General features: G+C 71.4%; 16 protein-coding genes and 1 pseudogene. 8 read left to right on the top strand and 9 right to left on the bottom strand.

Translation table 11 applies throughout. The features are described 5' to 3' along the window. Window positions 1-86 precede the first annotated feature (86 nt). From OG206_RS12040 to OG206_RS12030, 3 genes and pseudogenes are all read left to right on the top strand, one after another. Window positions 87-874, top strand: a pseudogene (locus OG206_RS12040) (prepilin peptidase). Window positions 875-954: 80 nt separating this feature from the next. Then, complete coding sequence (locus OG206_RS12035) at window positions 955-1,770, top strand: class I SAM-dependent methyltransferase (protein WP_327115175.1); 816 nt, start codon at window positions 955-957, stop codon at window positions 1,768-1,770. A gap of 103 nt (window positions 1,771-1,873) precedes the next feature. Next, a complete protein-coding gene (locus OG206_RS12030; RefSeq protein WP_327115172.1) occupies window positions 1,874-2,329 on the top strand; it encodes a hypothetical protein in 456 nt (151 codons plus the stop codon). A gap of 36 nt (window positions 2,330-2,365) precedes the next feature. On the opposite strand, the gene OG206_RS12025 is transcribed toward OG206_RS12030, so the two are convergent. Beyond that, on the bottom strand, window positions 2,366-3,550 hold the full coding sequence (locus OG206_RS12025; RefSeq protein WP_327115170.1) for a winged helix DNA-binding domain-containing protein: 1,185 nt from the start codon (window positions 3,548-3,550) through the stop codon (window positions 2,366-2,368). Between the two features lie 302 nt (window positions 3,551-3,852). Then, window positions 3,853-4,890 carry an L-glyceraldehyde 3-phosphate reductase gene (gene mgrA / locus OG206_RS12020; protein ID WP_327115168.1) on the bottom strand — a complete coding sequence of 346 codons (1,038 nt, stop codon included), beginning with the start codon at window positions 4,888-4,890 and terminating at the stop codon, window positions 3,853-3,855. A gap of 207 nt (window positions 4,891-5,097) precedes the next feature. Between mgrA and OG206_RS12015 the strand changes: the two genes are divergently transcribed. The 4 genes from OG206_RS12015 to OG206_RS12000 all read left to right on the top strand — a co-directional run bounded on the left by OG206_RS12015 (window position 5,098) and on the right by OG206_RS12000 (window position 10,153). Beyond that, window positions 5,098-5,859, top strand: a complete 762-nt coding sequence (locus tag OG206_RS12015) for an isoprenyl transferase (RefSeq protein ID WP_327115166.1) — start codon at window positions 5,098-5,100, stop codon at window positions 5,857-5,859. Between the two features lie 337 nt (window positions 5,860-6,196). Further along, window positions 6,197-7,519, top strand: a complete 1,323-nt coding sequence (locus OG206_RS12010; protein ID WP_327115164.1) for a PhoH family protein — start codon at window positions 6,197-6,199, stop codon at window positions 7,517-7,519. 390 nt (window positions 7,520-7,909) lie between these two features. Further along, complete coding sequence (locus tag OG206_RS12005) at window positions 7,910-8,614, top strand: lytic transglycosylase domain-containing protein (protein WP_327115162.1); 705 nt, start codon at window positions 7,910-7,912, stop codon at window positions 8,612-8,614. A gap of 132 nt (window positions 8,615-8,746) precedes the next feature. Continuing rightward, window positions 8,747-10,153: an AI-2E family transporter gene (locus tag OG206_RS12000; RefSeq protein WP_327115160.1), complete on the top strand. Its 1,407-nt coding sequence runs from the start codon at window positions 8,747-8,749 to the stop codon at window positions 10,151-10,153. 83 nt (window positions 10,154-10,236) lie between these two features. Here the strand turns inward: OG206_RS12000 and OG206_RS11995 are convergent, their stop codons facing one another. Beyond that, window positions 10,237-10,770 carry an alkyl hydroperoxide reductase gene (locus OG206_RS11995; RefSeq protein WP_327115158.1) on the bottom strand — a complete coding sequence of 178 codons (534 nt, stop codon included), beginning with the start codon at window positions 10,768-10,770 and terminating at the stop codon, window positions 10,237-10,239. Between the two features lie 12 nt (window positions 10,771-10,782). Next, a complete protein-coding gene (locus tag OG206_RS11990; protein ID WP_018100933.1) occupies window positions 10,783-11,337 on the bottom strand; it encodes a peroxiredoxin in 555 nt (184 codons plus the stop codon). A gap of 132 nt (window positions 11,338-11,469) precedes the next feature. Here OG206_RS11990 and OG206_RS11985 point away from each other — a divergent pair, with 132 nt between their 5' ends. Beyond that, complete coding sequence (locus OG206_RS11985; RefSeq protein ID WP_327115151.1) at window positions 11,470-12,426, top strand: hydrogen peroxide-inducible genes activator; 957 nt, start codon at window positions 11,470-11,472, stop codon at window positions 12,424-12,426. 36 nt (window positions 12,427-12,462) lie between these two features. Here OG206_RS11985 and OG206_RS11980 read toward each other — a convergent pair whose 3' ends face one another. The 5 genes from OG206_RS11980 to OG206_RS11960 form a co-directional block, all read right to left on the bottom strand. Then, window positions 12,463-14,793, bottom strand: coding sequence for an ABC transporter permease (locus tag OG206_RS11980; protein WP_327115149.1), 2,331 nt, complete (start codon window positions 14,791-14,793; stop codon window positions 12,463-12,465). Beyond that, window positions 14,790-15,476, bottom strand: a complete 687-nt coding sequence (locus OG206_RS11975; protein ID WP_327115147.1) for an ABC transporter ATP-binding protein — start codon at window positions 15,474-15,476, stop codon at window positions 14,790-14,792. Before OG206_RS11975 ends, OG206_RS11980 begins: the two co-directional genes overlap by 4 nt. Continuing rightward, window positions 15,473-15,997: a PadR family transcriptional regulator gene (locus OG206_RS11970; protein ID WP_327115145.1), complete on the bottom strand. Its 525-nt coding sequence runs from the start codon at window positions 15,995-15,997 to the stop codon at window positions 15,473-15,475. Before OG206_RS11970 ends, OG206_RS11975 begins: the two co-directional genes overlap by 4 nt. A gap of 143 nt (window positions 15,998-16,140) precedes the next feature. After that, window positions 16,141-16,410 (bottom strand): hypothetical protein, encoded by a 270-nt coding sequence (locus tag OG206_RS11965; protein ID WP_327115143.1) that lies wholly within the window; start codon window positions 16,408-16,410, stop codon window positions 16,141-16,143. After that, window positions 16,407-17,378: an SPFH domain-containing protein gene (locus tag OG206_RS11960; protein WP_327115141.1), complete on the bottom strand. Its 972-nt coding sequence runs from the start codon at window positions 17,376-17,378 to the stop codon at window positions 16,407-16,409. The genes OG206_RS11965 and OG206_RS11960 overlap by 4 nt, the downstream gene beginning before the upstream one ends. Between the last annotated feature and the right edge of the window lie 58 nt (window positions 17,379-17,436).

Genomic DNA, 17,436 nt, shown 5'->3' with positions numbered 1-17,436 from the left:
CCGGCGCACCGGGTGGGTCCGGAACGCCGCGCAGTGGGTCCCAGGGCCCAAGACCCGGCCGTGCGGGCCGGATTAGGGTCGGCCGTGTGGACGCCACACTGATTGCGGTCGCCGCGCTCTGGGGCGCCGCCGCCGGACTGCTGCTCCCGCGCGCCGCGTACCGCTTCTCGGTCGAACCCGAGGAGCCCTGGCGCGACACGTGCCCGGCCGGGCACGCGCTCACCGGCCCGGCACGCGGCTGGCTGGGCGCGGCGCGGTGCGCCGCCTGCGCCGTGACCGTCCCCTCGGTCCCCGGCGGCTCCGCCGCGGCCCCCGGACGGCCGCGCCCCCGCGCTACGCCCCCGGCGTCGCCGCCCCCGTCGTCACCGCGCTGGCCTGTGCGGCCCTCGCCGCCGCGACCGGCACCCGGCCGGAGGCCGTCGTATGGCTGCTGCTCGCGCCGGTCGCGGTGCTGCTGGCCGTCATCGACCGCCGGGTCCACCGGCTGCCCGACCCCCTGACGCTGCCCCTGGCGGGCGCCGCGGCCCTGCTCCTGGGGGGCGCCGCCCTGCTCCCGCAGCACAGCGGCTCCTGGATCTCGGCCCTGCTCGGCGGGGCGGCTCTCGGCGGCTTCTACTTCGTGCTGTTCCTGATCAACCCGAACGGCATGGGCTTCGGCGACGTGAAGCTCGCCCTCGCGCTGGGCGTGGGCCTCGGCTGGTACGGCTGGGCGGTCCTGTGCGTGGGCGGCTTCGCGGGGTTCCTCTTCGGTGCCCTCTACGGTGCGGGGCTGATGCTGCTGCGCCGGGCGGGCCGCAGGACGGGCATCCCCTTCGGCCCGTTCATGATCGCCGGAGCGCTGCTCGGGCTGCTGTTCGGAGGCCTCGCTTCCTGATGGTCACCGGGCGTACGGACGTGCGGACGCCAGTGATATCCACTCGCGCGGGGAGAAGGGCGGCTGACACCATTCCGGGTATGACCGGATCAGCCGCGACTCCCGCCTCCTCCGACAACGCCCGCTTCGACGCCCTCGTCGCCGAGGCCGCCGCCGCCTCCGTGGACGGCTGGGACTTCTCGTGGTTCGACGGGCGCGCCACCGAGGAGCGCCCCTCGTGGGGCTACGCGCGCGCCATGGCGGACCGGATGGGCGCCGCCCGCGCGGCGCTCGACATCCAGACCGGCGGAGGCGAGGTTCTCGCCTCCGCGCCCGTGCTCCCGCCCCTGACGGTGGCGACCGAGTCCTGGCCGCCCAACATCGCCCGTGCCACCGCGCTGCTCCACCCGCGCGGCGCCGTCGTCGTCGCGGACACCGACGAGCCGCCGCTGCCCTTCGGTGACGACGCCTTCGACCTGGTCGTCAGCAGGCATCCGGTGACCACGTGGTGGGAGGAGATCGCCCGGGTGCTGGCGCCGGGGGGCATCTACTTCTCCCAGCAGGTCGGCCGGGAGAGCGTGTTCGAACTCGTCGAGTACTTCCTCGGCCCCCTGACCGCCGAGGAGCGCGGAGCCCGGGACCCGCAGGACGCGGGGAGGGCCGCCGAGGCCGCCGGGCTCGAGGTGACCGACCTGCGCGCCGAGCGGCTGCGCATCGAGTTCCACGACATCGGCGCCGTCGTCCACTTCCTCCGCAAGGTCATCTGGATGGTGCCGGGTTTCACCGTCGACGCCTATCTGCCACAACTCCGTTCCCTGCACCGGCTGATCGAGGCCGAGGGGCCGTTCGTCGCGCACAGCGCCCGCTTCCTGATCGAGGCGCGCAAACCGGGAAGTCCGGCAACTGTGCGTGGGTGAGCACGACTTCAGGTTCCAGCGGAGCAACGGCAGCCCCTCCCCCTCCGTCTTACCCATGAGTAGTGCGACCCTGGTGGTTGAGCGCACAACGAAGGAGCGGGTCATGTCGGTGGGAAGGGAAGTGCCGGGCGAGGAGCTGAGCCCACCGTCGGGGCGGCCACGCCACGGGAAGGCCGACTGGCTCACGGGAGCGCGCATCACCGCGGTGCACGGGCTGTTCTACCGTCCGGAGGGCCGGGCCGGGGAACCGGAAGCCGTCGAGTTCGTCCTGGACGGCGGGCAGTCGGTCCTGCTGACCTGTGCGTCCGACCGCACGCTGAACATCACGTCCGGCGCCTGGCCCGGCCTCCCCGACTGGTGCGTACCCGCGGGCCAGTGGCAGTTCGCACCGCCGAGCCGGCTGCCACCGCCCCCGTACGGCGGGGCGTGGACCGTCATCGGCACCCAGGAGCGACGCGACGGGTACGGCGAGGTCCACGAGGCCGTCATCCGGTGCGAGGACGGCGACTTCGTCGTCAACGGCGGGGACACCCTGTCGATCCGCTTCGTACGCCGCTGAGCGCCGCGGCCCCCTGACTGGGGCCCGATCCCGGACCTACGCGTGCCCGCCGACGTCCACCTGTCCCACCGTCAGCGTCGCCACGCCTTCCATGACCGAGCCCAGCCGCTCCACCTGGCCCTCCAGCTCCCGGAGGCGGGCGGCGTCCAGGGTGCCGGCGGACAGCGGCTCCACCGTCACCGCGATCCGCTTCCCCGAACGCCGCTGATGCCACACCCCCGCGACCGTCCCGTCGACCAGCAGCACCGGGAAGTTGCCCGCCTGGCCGCCGGCCAGCGCCCGACCGGACGCCGCACCCGGACAGAGCCGTTCCCGGGGCCGGGAGGCGATGGCGAACGCGTCGAAGTAGGGGAGGAGCCGCACGCCGTGAGGCGGCGCCGACGGGAACAGCGTGTCGCCCGTCGCCACCCAGGCCGGACCGCAGTTCTCGAACTCCACCCGCTCGATCGCGCCCGCCCCGGCCAGCTCCTCGAAGAGCCCTGCCGCCCAGCCGCGCGGCGCGGCGAGCCACCGGGCGAAGTGGGCCGGGGTCGCGGGACCGTACGCGTGCAGATAACGCCCTGCGAGCAGCGCCGTCGCCTCCGGGGCCGGCAGCGGAGTGACCCCGGGACGGGTGTAGGTGGCCTTCCGGCCGCGGTTCGGGGCGTAGCGGAGGGCGCCCCGGTGCCCCGCCAGGTGCAGCACCTGGCGCCAGCGCGGCCACATCCCCTGGAACGCCGGCATCACCGGGTCGCCCGCCCACGGGCCGGTGCGGGCGATCACCTCAGCGGAGAGCTCGTCGACCGTGAGCTCGGCACCGGTCAGCGCGTCGGACACGGCGGCCAGGACCTCCTCCACCTGATCCGGCGTCATCCGTGCGTCCCTGGAGAACGGGCTCGTCCCCGCAGGAACCGCCGACAGGGCACCCGTCCACATCGGCAGATCCGCGGCGGGCAGCAGGTGCACGGTGCCGCGGGGGCCGAACGTCTTGACGAGGGTCCGGTCGCTCCACAGCGACGTACGCACATGCGTGCGTGTCACCCCGGGCGTGCGGAGGCCGACGGAGAGTTCGGCGGCCGACAGCACCTGGGCGTGCGCACCGAGCATCGCGGCGACCGCCCCCGCCACCGTGTCCCCGCCACCGGTGGCGGCGGAGGCGACGCCGGACAGGAACTGCCGGTCAAGCCGCCGGGCGTTCGCTTCGGACCAGGTCACGGTCGTGGTGCGGGCTCGTGTCGTCATGACGTGAATGTAGGACCCCAACAGGACGGAAACTGTCCTGTTGGCCGGGCGGACCGAGCCGGGGAGCGGCCGGAAAGTGTGCCCGCAGCGCAGTCCGGTGAATCCGGAGAGTAATTGTCGAGTGGCGTGGCACGCAGCATCACTTACGAAGGGTTATGGTGGAAACCCCCCCTCGGGCCGGTCCGTATCCCCCCCCACGGACCGGCCCGTTTTTTGTGCCCGGGGCTGTGGCCCCTCGTACGGGACCCGTGCGCGACCGGTGACGGCCCCCGGCCCGGGAGTCCGGGCCAGGGGCGTCCGGCTCAGCGCCGGTTGGCCCAGATGTTGGTGCTCGCCGTGTCCACCGCGAAGGCGTCGATCTCCTCGATCTCGGCGGCGGTCAGCGCCGGCGCGGAGAGCGCGGCCACGTTCTGCTCCAGCTGTCCCACGCTCGACGCCCCGATCAGGGCCGACGTCATCCGGCTGTCACGCAGGACCCAGTTCAGGGCCATCTGCGCCAGTGACTGCCCGCGGCGCCCCGCGATCTCGTTCAGCCCGCGCAGCCGCCGCACCATCTCCTCGGACAGCAGTCCGGGATCGAGGGACTTGCCCTGGCTGGCGCGCGAGCCCTCGGGGATGCCCGAGAGGTACTTGTCCGTGAGCAGGCCCTGGGCGAGTGGCGCGAAGGAGATGCAGCCCATGCCGGCCTCCTCCAGCGTGTCGAGGAGCCCGTCGGCCTCCACCCAGCGGTTGATCATCGAGTAGGACGGCTGGTGGATCAGGGCGGGCACGCCCATCTCGCGGAGGATGCGGGCCGCCTCGGCGGTCTGTGCCGCGTTGTAGGAGGACACGCCCACGTACAGCGCCTTGCCCCGGTGCACGGCGGAGGCGAGCGCCCCCATGGTCTCCTCGAGCGGCGTGTGGGGGTCGAAGCGGTGCGAGTAGAAGATGTCGACGTGATCGAGGCCCATGCGCCCCAGCGAGGCGTCGAGCGAGGACAGCAGGTACTTGCGGGATCCCCACTCGCCGTAGGGGCCGGGGTGCATCTCGTACCCGGCCTTGGTGGAGATCACGAGCTCGTCCCTGTACGGGGCGAAGTCCTGGCGGAAGAGCTTGCCGAAGTTCAGTTCCGCCGAGCCGGGCGGCGGGCCGTAGTTGTTGGCCAGGTCGAAGTGCGTCACGCCGAGATCGAAGGCGCGGCGCAGGATCGCCCGCTGCGTGCCGAGGGCGCGGTCGTCACCGAAGTTGTGCCAGAGGCCGAGGGAGACGGCGGGGAGCTTGAGCCCGCTGCGGCCGGTGCGGCGGTACTCCATCGAGTCGTAGCGCGAGGTGTCGGCGAGGTAGGAGAGGGAATCAGTCACGTTTCACTCCTTATCACGGAGTTGTGACAGACCGGGTTGGGCCCCCGTGACCCGTCCGCAGTAATGTGGCCGCTTCGGAACCGCCGATCCGCGGCGCGGAAGCGCGCTGTGCGGACAGCACGGCGGTCCCCCGGGGGGCGGCCCCGGACCCCCGGTGAGGGGGAGGGCGGGCCACGCGCCCGTACGGAAACCGAGAGGGTGGACTCAGTGAACTTGCGCGACCTGGTGTACGGGCTCTACGCACGCCGGGTGGAAGGCCGCCTGGACCACGACCAGGTGCCCAAGCACATCGGCGTCATCCTCGACGGCAACCGGCGGTGGGCGAAGGCGTCCGGCGGCTCGGCCGTGCAAGGACACCAGGCCGGAGCGGACAAGATCTCCGAGCTCCTCGGCTGGTGCAGCGAGACCGACGTCGAGGTCGTCACGCTCTGGCTGCTCTCCACGGACAACTTCGACCGGCCCGAGGCGGAGCTCACCCCTCTGCTCGGCATCATCGAGAACACCGTGCGCAACCTGGCCGCGGACGGCCGCTGGCGTCTGCACCACGTCGGCACCCTCGACCTGCTGCCCGCGAGGACCCAGACCGTCCTCAAGGAGGCCGAGGAGGCCACCTCCGGCGTCCAGGGAATAATCGTCAACGTCGCCGTCGGTTACGGCGGACGCCAGGAGATCGCGGACGCCGTGCGCTCACTGCTCCTGGAGCACTCCGCCAGGGGCACGACCTTCGAGGAGCTCGCCGAGGTCGTCTCCACGGACCTCATCTCCGAGCACCTCTACACCCGCGGACAGCCCGACCCGGACCTGGTGATCCGCACCAGCGGGGAGCAGCGGCTGTCCGGCTTCATGCTCTGGCAGAGCGCCCATTCGGAGTACTACTTCTGCGAAGTTTTCTGGCCGGCCTTCCGCAAGGTCGACTTCCTGCGCGCCCTGCGCGACTACGCGGCACGGCACCGGCGCTACGGGTCCTGAGGGACCCGGCCCGCCCGGCGGGCGGGGGGGAAGGCACAGAACCCGGTCCGGCGCACCTCGTCGCAGGCGGGGGCATGGCTTCGCGTGTTCGAGGGAATACCCCTCTCAGGTCGATGTCCGGTCACCAACCAGGCGGACGTCGCATCCAAGTGAGCGGCACCCAGCCCGCTCGCCCGGGAGGCCCTTTGCACACGAAGGACCGCACGACACGCGGCCGACGCGGAGGGCCGGAGTTCGGCCCGCGCTCGGGGCCCGAACCCGGTCCGTCCTCTCCCTTTGGGAAGTTCCGCGACCTCCGTCGCACTCCCCGACCTCGTCCGAGGGGGTACGTCCTTCCGTGGTGACCAGCATCAAGCGCCGCATGCCCGACAGGCGCACCTATGTTCTCGACACCAGCGTCCTGCTGGCCGACCCCAACGCCATGGCCCGGTTCGACGAGCACGAAGTCGTGCTGCCGATCGTCGTGGTCACGGAGCTGGAGGCCAAAAGGCACCACCCCGAGCTCGGATACTTCGCCCGGCAGGCCCTGCGCCTCCTGGACGACTTCCGCGTCCGGTACGGCCGGCTGGACGCCCCGATCCCGCTCGGGGATCTGGGCGGGTCGCTCCGTGTCGAACTCAACCATTCCGATCCCGGCGTACTGCCCGCCGGCTACCGGTTGGGGGACAACGACTCACGGATCCTCGCGGTCGCACGCAACCTGCAGGCCGAGGGGTACGACGTCACCGTCGTCTCCAAGGACCTGCCGCTCCGGATCAAGGCGTCCTCGGTCGGTCTCCTCGCCGAGGAGTACCGCGCCGAACTGGCCATCACCGACTCCGGCTGGACCGGGATGTCGGAGCTGGCCCTCGCCGCCGAGCAGGTCGACCTCCTCTTCACGGAGGAGACCCTGTTCATCCCCGAGGCCGCCGAATACCCCGTGCACACCGGACTGGTCCTCCAGTCCGAGCGCGGCAAGGCGCTCGGCAGGGTCACGGCCGAGGGCAACGTGCGCCTCGTGCGCGGCGACCGTGAGGCCTTCGGGATCCACGGCCGCAGCGCCGAGCAGCGCATCGCGCTCGACCTGCTCCTCGATCCGGACGTCGGCATCGTGTCGATGGGCGGCAGGGCGGGCACCGGCAAGTCCGCCCTCGCACTCTGCGCGGGTCTGGAGGCCGTGCTGGAGCGCCGGCAGCACAAGAAGGTGATGGTCTTCCGGCCGCTGTACGCGGTCGGCGGGCAGGAGCTCGGCTATCTCCCCGGCAGTGAGGCCGAGAAGATGAGCCCCTGGGCGCAGGCCGTCTTCGACACGCTGTCGGCGGTCGCCGGACGCGAGGTCATCGAAGAGGTGCTGGGACGCGGGATGCTGGAGATCCTGCCGCTCACCCACATCCGGGGACGCTCGCTCCACGACGCCTTCGTGATCGTGGACGAGGCGCAGTCCCTGGAGCGGAACGTCCTGCTGACCGTCCTGTCCCGCATCGGGGCGAACTCGCGGGTGGTGCTCACCCACGACGTCGCGCAGCGGGACAACCTCAGGGTCGGCCGCTACGACGGAGTCGTCGCCGTCGTCGAGAAGCTGAAGGGGCACCCGCTCTTCGCCCACGTCACGCTCACCCGATCCGAGCGCTCGCCGATCGCCGCGCTGGTGACCGAAATGCTGGAGGACGGGCACATCTGACCCTGAACGCCCCATAGATGCCGCCCGGCGAGCCAAGGAGCTTAGCCGGGCGGCATTGTGCTGCGCCGTCATTTCCGAAAAAGTCATGCTCCAAACGAGGTGTGACCTTTAACACGCAACACAGAATTGCAACGCCCCGTGTCCGTCCGGCAGAGTCTTGCTTCCGTCAGGCCCCGCATACGGCACTTGGGCACCTCCAGAGGCGCCACGCACCACACAACTCAACAAAAGCCGTCCGTATGCCGCCCGCGAGCACCACGCGGCGCCTTCCCCCGGGAAGACGCCCACCGGGCCCGTGCCTCCCGTGACCCATGCAGTAGGGAGGCCAGTGTCAAGGGCACGATTGCGCTCGCGAGGTCACCTAAGCGGGCGATGCTGGAAGGACACCGTGTGAGCCGGATTTCGGTCCGGGGGTTCGCCGTGGCATCCGCCACCGCCGTAACCACCGTAGGCGCCGTCGTGGGCGTTGCGTCGGGCAGCACCCCCGCTGTCGACGACAACAACTTCGAGGCGGCCGCAGCCGACACCACGCTGCTCGCAGACATCCCCGCGGGCCAGCAGGCCCAGGTGCAGACCGCTTCACTGACGCAGCAGGCCGACGCCCAGGCGTCGGCGGCGGACGCGGCGGCGAAGAAGTCCGCCGAGGAGACGGCCCGCATCCAGGCCGCCAAGGACGCCAAGTCGAAGAAGGCGGCGGCCGAGGACAAGCTGGAGGCGGAGCGCGAGGCCAAGGAGAAGGAGGCCGAGCGTGCGAGCCGGTCCTCCGTCCGCGACGCCTCCTCGTTCTCGGCACAGGGCTCCTACACGGTGGCCGAAGTCCAGGCGATGGCACGGCAGATGATCCCCGCCGACCAGTTCCAGTGCTTCAGCAACATCGTGAACCACGAGTCGACCTGGAACTACCGGGCGACCAACGCGTCCTCCGGGGCGTACGGTCTCGTGCAGGCACTGCCCGGCTCCAAGATGGCCTCGGCCGGCGCCGACTGGCAGACCAACCCCGCCACCCAGATCAAGTGGGGCCTCAGCTACATGGACGGCCGCTACGGCAGCCCGTGCGGAGCCTGGTCCTTCTGGCAGGCCAACAACTGGTACTAGAACCCCACGAGGTTCCGACGCACGACTTCGAGATGCCCCGCACCGGCCCATGGTGCGGGGCATCTCGCGTGTACGGTCGATCCGGACAGCTCCGGGGGCGTGCTGGGGTTGAACGGGGGAAAGGGGAATTCCATGTCGAAACTTCCGGGATGGCTCGGCCGGCTGGGCGCCGAACTCACCGAGATAGGGGCGCGCCTGGAAGAACGCCGCGCCGAGGACGAACGCCGTGCCGACGAGGCCGCCGTGGGCGGCTCCTCGTCCACGCTCTCCACGGTCGCCGCCGAGCAGGTGCCGCGCCCGCCCGCGTACGCCCCTTCCGTCGCCGCCAGGCCCGAGCCCGTGGCCGCCATCCCCTGGGGGATGCGCGTGGCCGCGGAAGCCGGCTGGCGGCTGCTCGTCCTCGCGGGCACGCTCTGGGTGCTGATGCGCGTCATCAGTGCCATCCAGCTGGTCGTCCTGGCCTTCGTCGCCGCCCTGCTGGTGACCGCGCTGCTCCAGCCGACCGTCGTCCGGCTGAGGCGGGTCGGGCTGCCGCGCGGACTGGCCACCGCGGTGACCGCCGTGCTCGGCTTCATCGTGATGGGGCTGGTCGGCTGGTTCGTCGTGTGGCAGGTGATGGACAACCTCGACGACCTGTCCGACCGGGTGCGCGACGGAATCGACGAGCTGAAGCGCTGGCTCCTGGACAGCCCGTTCCACGTCACCGAGTCGCAGATCAACGACATCGCCAAGAACCTCAGCGACACCATCGGCACCAACACCGAGGAGATCACCTCGGCCGGACTCCAGGGCGTCACCGTCATGGTGGAGGTCCTCACCGGGCTGCTGCTGGCGATGTTCTCGACGCTCTTCCTGCTCTACGACGGGAAGCGCATCTGGCAGTGGGTGCTCAAGCTGGTGCCCTCGCAGGCCCGGCCGGGCGTCGCCGGCGCCGGACCGCGCGCCTGGCGGACGCTGACCGCCTATGTGCGAGGCACGGTGATCGTCGCCCTGATCGACGCGATCTTCATCGGACTCGGCATCTACTTCCTCGACGTGCCGATGGCCGTCCCGCTCGCCGTCTTCATCTTCCTCTTCGCCTTCATCCCGCTGGTCGGCGCCGTCGTCTCGGGAGCCCTCGCCGTGGTCGTGGCGCTCGTGACCCAGGGCGTGTTCACCGCCCTGATGGTGCTCATCGTGGTGCTCGCCGTCCAGCAGATCGAGGGCCACATCCTGCAGCCCTTCATCCTCGGCCGGGCGGTACGCGTCCATCCCCTCGCCGTCGTCCTGTCGGTCGCGGCGGGCGGCATGATCGCGGGCATCGGCGGCGCCGTCGTCGCGGTCCCGCTGGTCGCGGTGACCAACACCGTGGTCGGCTATCTGCGTTCGTACGGCCAGGACGGTTCGTACGGCCAGGACGCGTCCCGGGTCCACGGCCCCGGGCCGCACGGAGCCACGGCGCTCTCCGCCGCACCGGCGCCGGCGCCCGTCGCCGCGCCCGCCGACGAGCCCCGGGAGCCGGGCGAACGGCCGGACTCCGCGGACGAACCGCCCAAGTGACGGGGCGGCGAAAGAGCCGGCAGACATGAGAGGGGCCCCGGGGACGGTCGGTCGTCCACGGGGCCCTTCTCGTACAGGGGGTACTACTCGGCGAGCACGGCCTCGGCATCGAGGGTCACGCCGACCGCCTGGATCACCGAGGCGACCTTCACGGCTTCCTGAATGGTCTCACGGTCGACGCCGGCCTTGCGCAGGACCTGCTCGTGCGAGTCCAGGCACTGGCCGCAGCCGTTGATCGCGGAGACGGCGAGCGACCACAGCTCGAAGTCGACCTTCTCCACGCCCGGATTGCCGATGACGTTCATCCGCAGACCGGCACGGAGGTTGCCGTACTCGGGGTCCGACAGCAGGTGCCGGGTGCGGTAGAAGACGTTGTTCATCGCCATGATCGCGGCCGCCGACTTCGCCGCGGTGTACGCCTCGGCGGAGAGGTTCGCCTTCGCCTCCGGCTCCAGCTCGCGCAGCACCTTCGGCGAACGCGAGGCGATCGCGCAGGCCAGGACGGTGCCCCACAGCTGCTGCTGCGGGAGGTCGCTGTTGCCGATGACCGAACCGAGGTTCAGCTTCAGGTCCTTGGCGAAGTCCGGTATGGCGGACTTCAGTTCGTCGAGTGCCATGTCGGTATCAGCTCACTCGCCGGAGAGGAGGGCGACCGGGTCGAGGGTGTTCTCGCCCTTGGTCCAGTTGCAGGGGCAGAGCTCGTCGGTCTGCAGGGCGTCGAGGACCCGCAGGACCTCCTTGGGGTTACGGCCCACGGAACCGGCGGTCACCATCGTGAACTGGATCTCGTTGTTCTGGTCGACGATGAAGACGGCGCGCTGGGCGAAGCCGTCCTCGCCCTCGATGCCGAGGTCACGCATGAGCTCGTGCTTCGAGTCGGCCAGCATCGGGAAGGGCAGGTCGGTCAGGTCCGGGTGGTCCTTGCGCCAGGCGTGGTGCACGAACTCGGAGTCACCGGAGAAGCCGAGGATCTGGGCGTCGCGGTCGGCGAACTCGTCGTTCAGCTTGCCGAAGGCGGCGATCTCGGTGGGGCACACGAAGGTGAAGTCCTTGGGCCACGCGAAGACGATCTTCCACTGACCCTCGTAGGTCTTGTGGTTGATCTGCTCGAACTCCTTGCCGCTCTCGAGCGACACGCAAGCGGTCAGGTCGAACTCGGGGAACTTGTCACCGACAGTGAGCACGCGCACTCCTTGTTGCATAGGAAGTCCCCTTTTGAGGGCGTTCCTGGGGGTTGGACGGCTCCCACCCTGGCACAGAGTGCATTGATCACGGAAATAGCTACACTCGGTCCGGATGATCGGAGGTGCCTATCAGTGGCGTATGTAAATCAGCCCAACAGGGTCAAGCAGCCCAGCCTCTCGCAGCTGCGCGCCTTCGTGGCCGTGGCGGAGCATCTGCACTTCCGGGACGCGGCGGCAGCAATCGGGATGAGTCAGCCCGCTCTCTCCGGGGCGGTGTCCGCGCTGGAGGTGGCACTGGGTGTCCAGCTCATCGAGCGTACGACCCGCAAGGTGCTGCTCTCGCCCGCCGGGGAGAGGCTCGCGGTGCGGAGCCGGGCGGTGCTGGAAGCCCTGGGTGAGCTGATGGAGGAGGCCGAGGCGGTGCGGGCGCCGTTCACCGGGATACTCCGGCTCGGCGTGATCCCGACGGTCGCGCCCTACCTCCTGCCCGCCGTGCTCAGGCTGGTCCACGAGCGCTACCCCGAGCTGGAACTCCAGGTCCACGAGGAGCAGACCTCCTCGCTGCTGGACGGGCTGGGGGCCGGGCGGCTGGACCTCCTGCTGCTCGCGGTGCCGCTCGGGGTGCCCGGCGTCACGGAACTCCCCCTGTTCGACGAGGACTTCGTTCTGGTCATGGAGAGGGAGCACCGCCTCGCCGGAAGCATCGGCCTGCCGCGCGAGACGCTGCGCGACCTGCCGCTCCTGCTGCTCGACGAGGGACACTGCCTGCGGGACCAGGCCCTGGACATCTGCCGTGAGGCGGGCCGTACCCGGGGGACCCCGGTGACGACGACCGCGGCCGGGCTCTCCACCCTGGTCCAGCTCGTCGCGGGCGGACTGGGCGTGACCCTCTTGCCGCGGACCGCTGTGACCGTGGAGACCGGGCGCAACGAGGCGCTGTCCACCGGCTACTTCAGTGACCCCGCGCCCTCGCGGCGGGTGGCGCTGGCCGTGCGGGCGGGTTCGGCGAGGCACGAGGAGTTCGAGGAGTTCGCCGCCGCTCTCCGGGAGGCGATGGTCACCCTTCCGGTGCGGGTGCCGGCGGCCTGAGGGTGCGGCCCCCGGGATGGAGGCCGCACCGGGGCATCACTCCGTACGCAGACCGTCGGGCCGCATCAGCCGCCACAGCAGCGGCAACGAGACCAGGGTGACCAGCAGGATCAGTGCGGCACCCGCCCCCACCATCGGGAGGAACAGCCACCAGTCGGTCACTCGCTTGGCGACCAGCCTCACCATCACCGCACCGAGCCCGAGCCCGCCGGCGACCGCCACGGCCAGGCCGATGAGCACCGGCACGGCGGTCTGCCAGAGCACCGACCAGCCGAGGGTGGCCCGCCGGGTGCCGAAGGCGACCAGGACCGACAACAGGCGCCTGCGCTCCCGCATCTGCTCCAGCTGGGAGACCAGCATCGAGGCGGCGATCAGCAGCAGGGTCAAGGTCGCGCCGACCCGGAGGCCGGTCTGCACGCTCGCGTACTGCCGGTCGCGCTCCACCGAACGCAGGGATGACACCCGCATGGCGGGGTCGATCCGGGCCGCCGTGTTCCGTACGTACTCGGAGACGTCGGGGACGCTCTCGTCGACCCTGATCTGCGCCTGGACCGTCGCGCCGGGCAAGGTGCCCGGGCCGACCGCTCCGGCCGTCGCCATGATGCCCCAGTGGTCCTCGCCCATCGGGTCCGGGCGGGAGACGACGGTCCGGGCATCCGCGGGCAGGGTCCAGCGCCTCGACTTCACACCGCCCGGCTCGGCGGACGCGCTGACGTCGACCTCCTTGCCCTTGCGGGCCGTCCGGTCCATCCAGGCGGACATGTCCTTGTCGTTCCTGGGGTGGACGACGAAGGCGTCGCCCTCCTCGCAGGACCCGATCCGGGCGATCTCGCGCAGGGTCGCGCAGTCGCCGACGGTCAGTGAGGTGGTGGGCCGGATGTCGCCCTCGTACTTCCCCGGCCGGGTCACGTAGACCTCGACCGTGCCGATGACGGCCCGCACGCCCCTGGTCGCCCGGAACTCCTTGATGGTGCGTGTGGCCGCGTCACCGGTCACACGCTCTGAGGACGTCGTGAACTGGGCCCGTGAGGGGTCCTGCCCCGTCATCCGGTCGAAGTCGTCGCCCACCGCCGCGAACAGCATCTGCAGCGCCACCGCGCCCGCCACGGCGACGGTGATGCCGCTGACCGCCCGGGAGGCCGCGCCACTGTTCAGCTGGAGCGCGCGGACCGCCAGCTGCCAGGGGAGCGGCCCGCGGCCCAGCCTGCCCACGCATGCCTCGACCAGCCAGGGGAGCAGCAGCGCGAGTCCCGACAGGACGAGGACGGCACCGCCCGCGACGGGGTAGGGGTCGACCGGCGTGAACTCGTCGGCGCGGTCCGCACGCCACAGGACGGCCAGCCCCAGGACCGGCAGCAGCAGACGCCACCACAGGCGGCGCCGGCGGTTCCGGGAGCCGCGCACGACGCCCAGGGGCTCGACGGCCACCGAACGCATGGCGGCGAGCGTGACGACGACGGCGGACAGGGGTACGGCGACGGCCACGAGCGCGGTGAGCCAGGGAGTGGGCGTCAGGTCGGAGGGGAAGGCACTGTGACCCCACACCTCGACATGACCGACGAACCCGCGGCCCACGAGGAAGAACGCCGCGCCGGCCAGCAGGCCGAGGAACGACCCGAACAGCGCCTCGCCCGCCGCGATCAGGCGGGTCGACCGGATGTCGGCCCCGACCAGCCGCAGCGCGGCGAGCCTCCGGTCGCGGCGCTCTCCGCCGAACCGCACGGCGGTCGCGATGAAGATCGCCACGGGCACCAGCAGGACGACGCAGATGACGAGGACCAGGAGGACCAGGACGGGCGGGAGCGGATCGTCCGGGGTTCCGCCGCCGTAACCCGCCAGCCGGTGACCGCCGCCCGCGGGCGTCAGGGTGCCGCTGCCCACGTAGAAGTGCAGCTCGCGCGGGGAGCTCAGTCCCTCGTCGGCGATCGTCCCGCTGATCCCGTAGGGCAGGCGCTGCTTGAGCAGGTGGCCCTCGGGGGACCCCAGCAGTTCCTTCAGGGCGGGGGAGACGACCATCTTCCCGGGGGCGGGGAAGTGCCCGACTCCCGGCGGAAGCACGGGCCGTCGGCCCTCCGCCCGCATCAGGTAGCCCTCCACCTCGCGGCCGCGGTACTCGGTCGTGGCCCCGGACCGCAGGACGGTGGAGTCCGTCCTCGGGACCTCCGCGTTGCGGGACGCCGCGACCTCACGGCGTGCCTCGTCGCGTACGGCGCGCTGCTCCAGCAGGTGCGGGACCGACGAGGCGGCCAGCAGCAGCGCCACCCCGAGTCCGACCCCGACCGCGGTGAGCGCGGTCCTGGCCCAGCCCTCGCGTCCGCCCGCGGCGGCGAAACGTATCCCGAGACCCAGGTCGCGCAGCCACTTCACAGCGCGTGCTCCGCGTCACGGCACCGGCCGTCACGCACGACGATGTCGCGGTCCGAGTAAGCGGCGACGCGGGCCTCGTGCGTCACGATCACGACGGCCGTGTTCGAGGTCCTGGCGGATTCGGTGAGCAACTGCATGACCCGCTCGCCGTTGAGCGAGTCCAGTGCGCCCGTCGGCTCGTCGGCGAAGACCACCTTGGGGGAGGCGACCAGGGCGCGGGCCACGGCGACACGCTGGCCCTGCCCGCCGGACACCTCCCCGGGGCGCTGGGAGGCGAGGTCGTCGACCTCCAGGCGCTCCATCCACTGGCGGGCCGTGCGGTCGGCCTCCTTGCGCTTCATCCCGTTGAGGCGCAGCGGCAGCGCGACGTTCTCCACGCACGTCAGTTCCGGGACGAGCTGGCCGAACTGGAAGACGAACCCGAAGTCGCTGCGGCGCAGCGCGCTGCGCTCCGCGTCGGACAGGGCGGACAGTTCACGCCCGTCGTAGGTGACGCTGCCCGAGTCGGGGGTCACGATGCCCGCCAGGCAGTGCAGCAGTGTCGACTTGCCGGAGCCCGAGGGGCCCATGACGGCGACGACCTCACCGGGGTGCACGGAGAAGGAGGCCCCGTCGAGCGCGTGCGTGGAGCCGTAACTCCTGCGCAGGTCCCGGGCGGAGAGCAGGGAGCCGGCCGGGATCACGGGGCTATCACCTCGGCGAGCCGGTCCAGGCGTGCGGCGGTCAGCTCCAGCCAGCGCAGGTCGGCTTCGAGGTGGAAGAGGGCGTGGTCGCAGATCAGCTGGTCCGCGAGATCGCCGTTGCGCTTGCGGTCGGTCAGGATGCGCATCAGGCGCAGATGCTCGGAGCGCTGGGCGTCCAGCAGGTCGGCGGCGCTGCGGCCGGTGAGCAGGGCCAGGACGACCTTCGTGTAGAGGGTCGACTGGAGGTAGGGTTCCGGCTTCTCGGGCTGCGCGAGCCAGGTCGTGACATCGGTCACGCCGGCCTCCGTGATGGCGTACCGCTTGCGCTCGGGCCCGCCCTCCGTCTCGACCCCGTCGACCTCGACGAGCCCGTTCTTCAGGAGACGGGACATGGTCGCGTAGACCTGGCCGTAGTGCAGCGGCCGGTCGTGACCGAACTTCTCGTCGAAGGCGCGCTTGAGGTCGTAGCCGTGGCGGGGGCCGGACTCCAGGAGCCCGAGGAGTGTGTGGCCGATAGACATGAACCGCACTGTACTCCGTGTGTATACCTGCGGCGCATACGGGTGGCCCGGTGCGTGCGGACCGGGCCTCGCGCCACCGGGCCCTCCGACGCCTGCCACGGCCGGGGGCGGGCGCCTGTGGCCGCAAGGGCCCCCCGAGGGGGCTACCCGGCCGGCTCCGGCGGCTCCCCGGGCGGGGAGTTCGGTGGCCGGCCCCGGCGGGGGATCGGAGCCGCCCCGCCCGGCAGGCGCCCGGCGTCCGCCAGGGCCCGCCGGAGCAGGAACTCGATCTGCGCGTTCGCGCTGCGCAGTTCGTCGGAGGCCCACCGGGCCAGCGCGTCGTGCACGGCGGGGTCCAGCCGCAGCAGCATCTGCTTGCGGGTGGCACCCCGCCGGGGAGTCCGGCCCGCCGGAGGGGCCGCGTCGTCGGTCACTGGTAGAGCGTGCCCGTGTTCAGGACCGGCTGCGCGGCACGGTCACCGCACAGCACGACCATCAGGTTGCTGACCATCGCCGCCTTGCGCTCCGAGTCGAGCTCGACGATGTCCTGCTCCGCGATCCGGGTCAGCGCCATCTCGACCATGCCCACGGCGCCCTCGACGATCTGCTGGCGTGCCGCGACGACCGCCCCCGCCTGCTGGCGCTGAAGCATCGCCGACGCGATCTCGGGGGCGTACGCGAGGTGGCTGAAGCGGGACTCGATGATGCGCACGCCCGCCGCCTGCACCCGCGCGGTCAGTTCGGCGGCGAGCTTCTCGGTGATCTCCTCGGCGTTGCCCCGCAGGGACAGTCCGCCCTCCTCGTGGGCGTCGTACGGGTACTCGATCGCGATGTGCCGGACGGCCGCCTCGGTCTGGGTCGCGACGAACTCCAGGAAGTCGTCCACCTCGAAGAGTGCCTGCGCGGTGTCCTCGACCTTCCAGACGACGATCGCGGCGAGCTCGATCGGGTTGCCGTAGGCGTCGTTGACCTTGAGGACGGCCGTCTCGTGATTGCGGACGCGGGTGGAGATCTTGCGGCTGGACGTCAGCGGGTTGATCCACCGCAGGCCGTCCGCGCGGATCGTGCCGACGTACCGGCCGAACAGCTGGATGACCCGGGCCTCGCCCGGGGCGACCATTTTCACACCGCTCATGCAGAAGAAGGAGGCGACGGCGAGCAGCAGCCCGAGGACGAGCAACGGGATGCCCGCGCCGTCGTGACCGTGCGAGCCGAGGACCCCGCCGGCGATGGTGAGGGCCACGCCGACGAGCACGCCGAGGACGGTCAGCAGCAGGCCGAGGCCGCCGGGGATCGAATGGGCCGTCGTCTCCCTGACCTGCGGAGAGGGCATCTCGGGCGCGTCCGGTGCCAGGTCGGCGCCGGGGCCGTCGGCGCCGGGGAGGTCGTGCGGTGCGGACATGGGTCCCCCGTTCCGCGCGGCATGACGCCGCGCTAGCAATGTGATTACACATTAACGG

The organism is Streptomyces sp. NBC_01341, assembly GCF_035946055.1.
In the GTDB taxonomy this organism is placed as follows: Bacteria; Actinomycetota; Actinomycetes; order Streptomycetales; family Streptomycetaceae; genus Streptomyces.
The sequence above is the reverse complement of the archived record's forward strand: the minus strand, read 5'-3'. Positions and strand labels throughout refer to the sequence as shown.

Excerpts from the sequence above, each read along its gene's own strand:
- OG206_RS11970 (WP_327115145.1), bottom strand. The coding sequence starts at position 15,997 with ATGTCTATCGGCCACACACTCCTCGGGCTCCTGGAGTCCGGCCCCCGC.
- OG206_RS12035 (WP_327115175.1), top strand. The coding sequence starts at position 955 with ATGACCGGATCAGCCGCGACTCCCGCCTCCTCCGACAACGCCCGCTTC.
- OG206_RS12000 (WP_327115160.1), top strand. The coding sequence starts at position 8,747 with ATGTCGAAACTTCCGGGATGGCTCGGCCGGCTGGGCGCCGAACTCACC.
- OG206_RS11960 (WP_327115141.1), bottom strand. The coding sequence starts at position 17,378 with ATGTCCGCACCGCACGACCTCCCCGGCGCCGACGGCCCCGGCGCCGAC.
- OG206_RS11995 (WP_327115158.1), bottom strand. The coding sequence starts at position 10,770 with ATGGCACTCGACGAACTGAAGTCCGCCATACCGGACTTCGCCAAGGAC.
- OG206_RS12025 (WP_327115170.1), bottom strand. The coding sequence starts at position 3,550 with ATGACGACACGAGCCCGCACCACGACCGTGACCTGGTCCGAAGCGAAC.
- OG206_RS12030 (WP_327115172.1), top strand. The coding sequence starts at position 1,874 with ATGTCGGTGGGAAGGGAAGTGCCGGGCGAGGAGCTGAGCCCACCGTCG.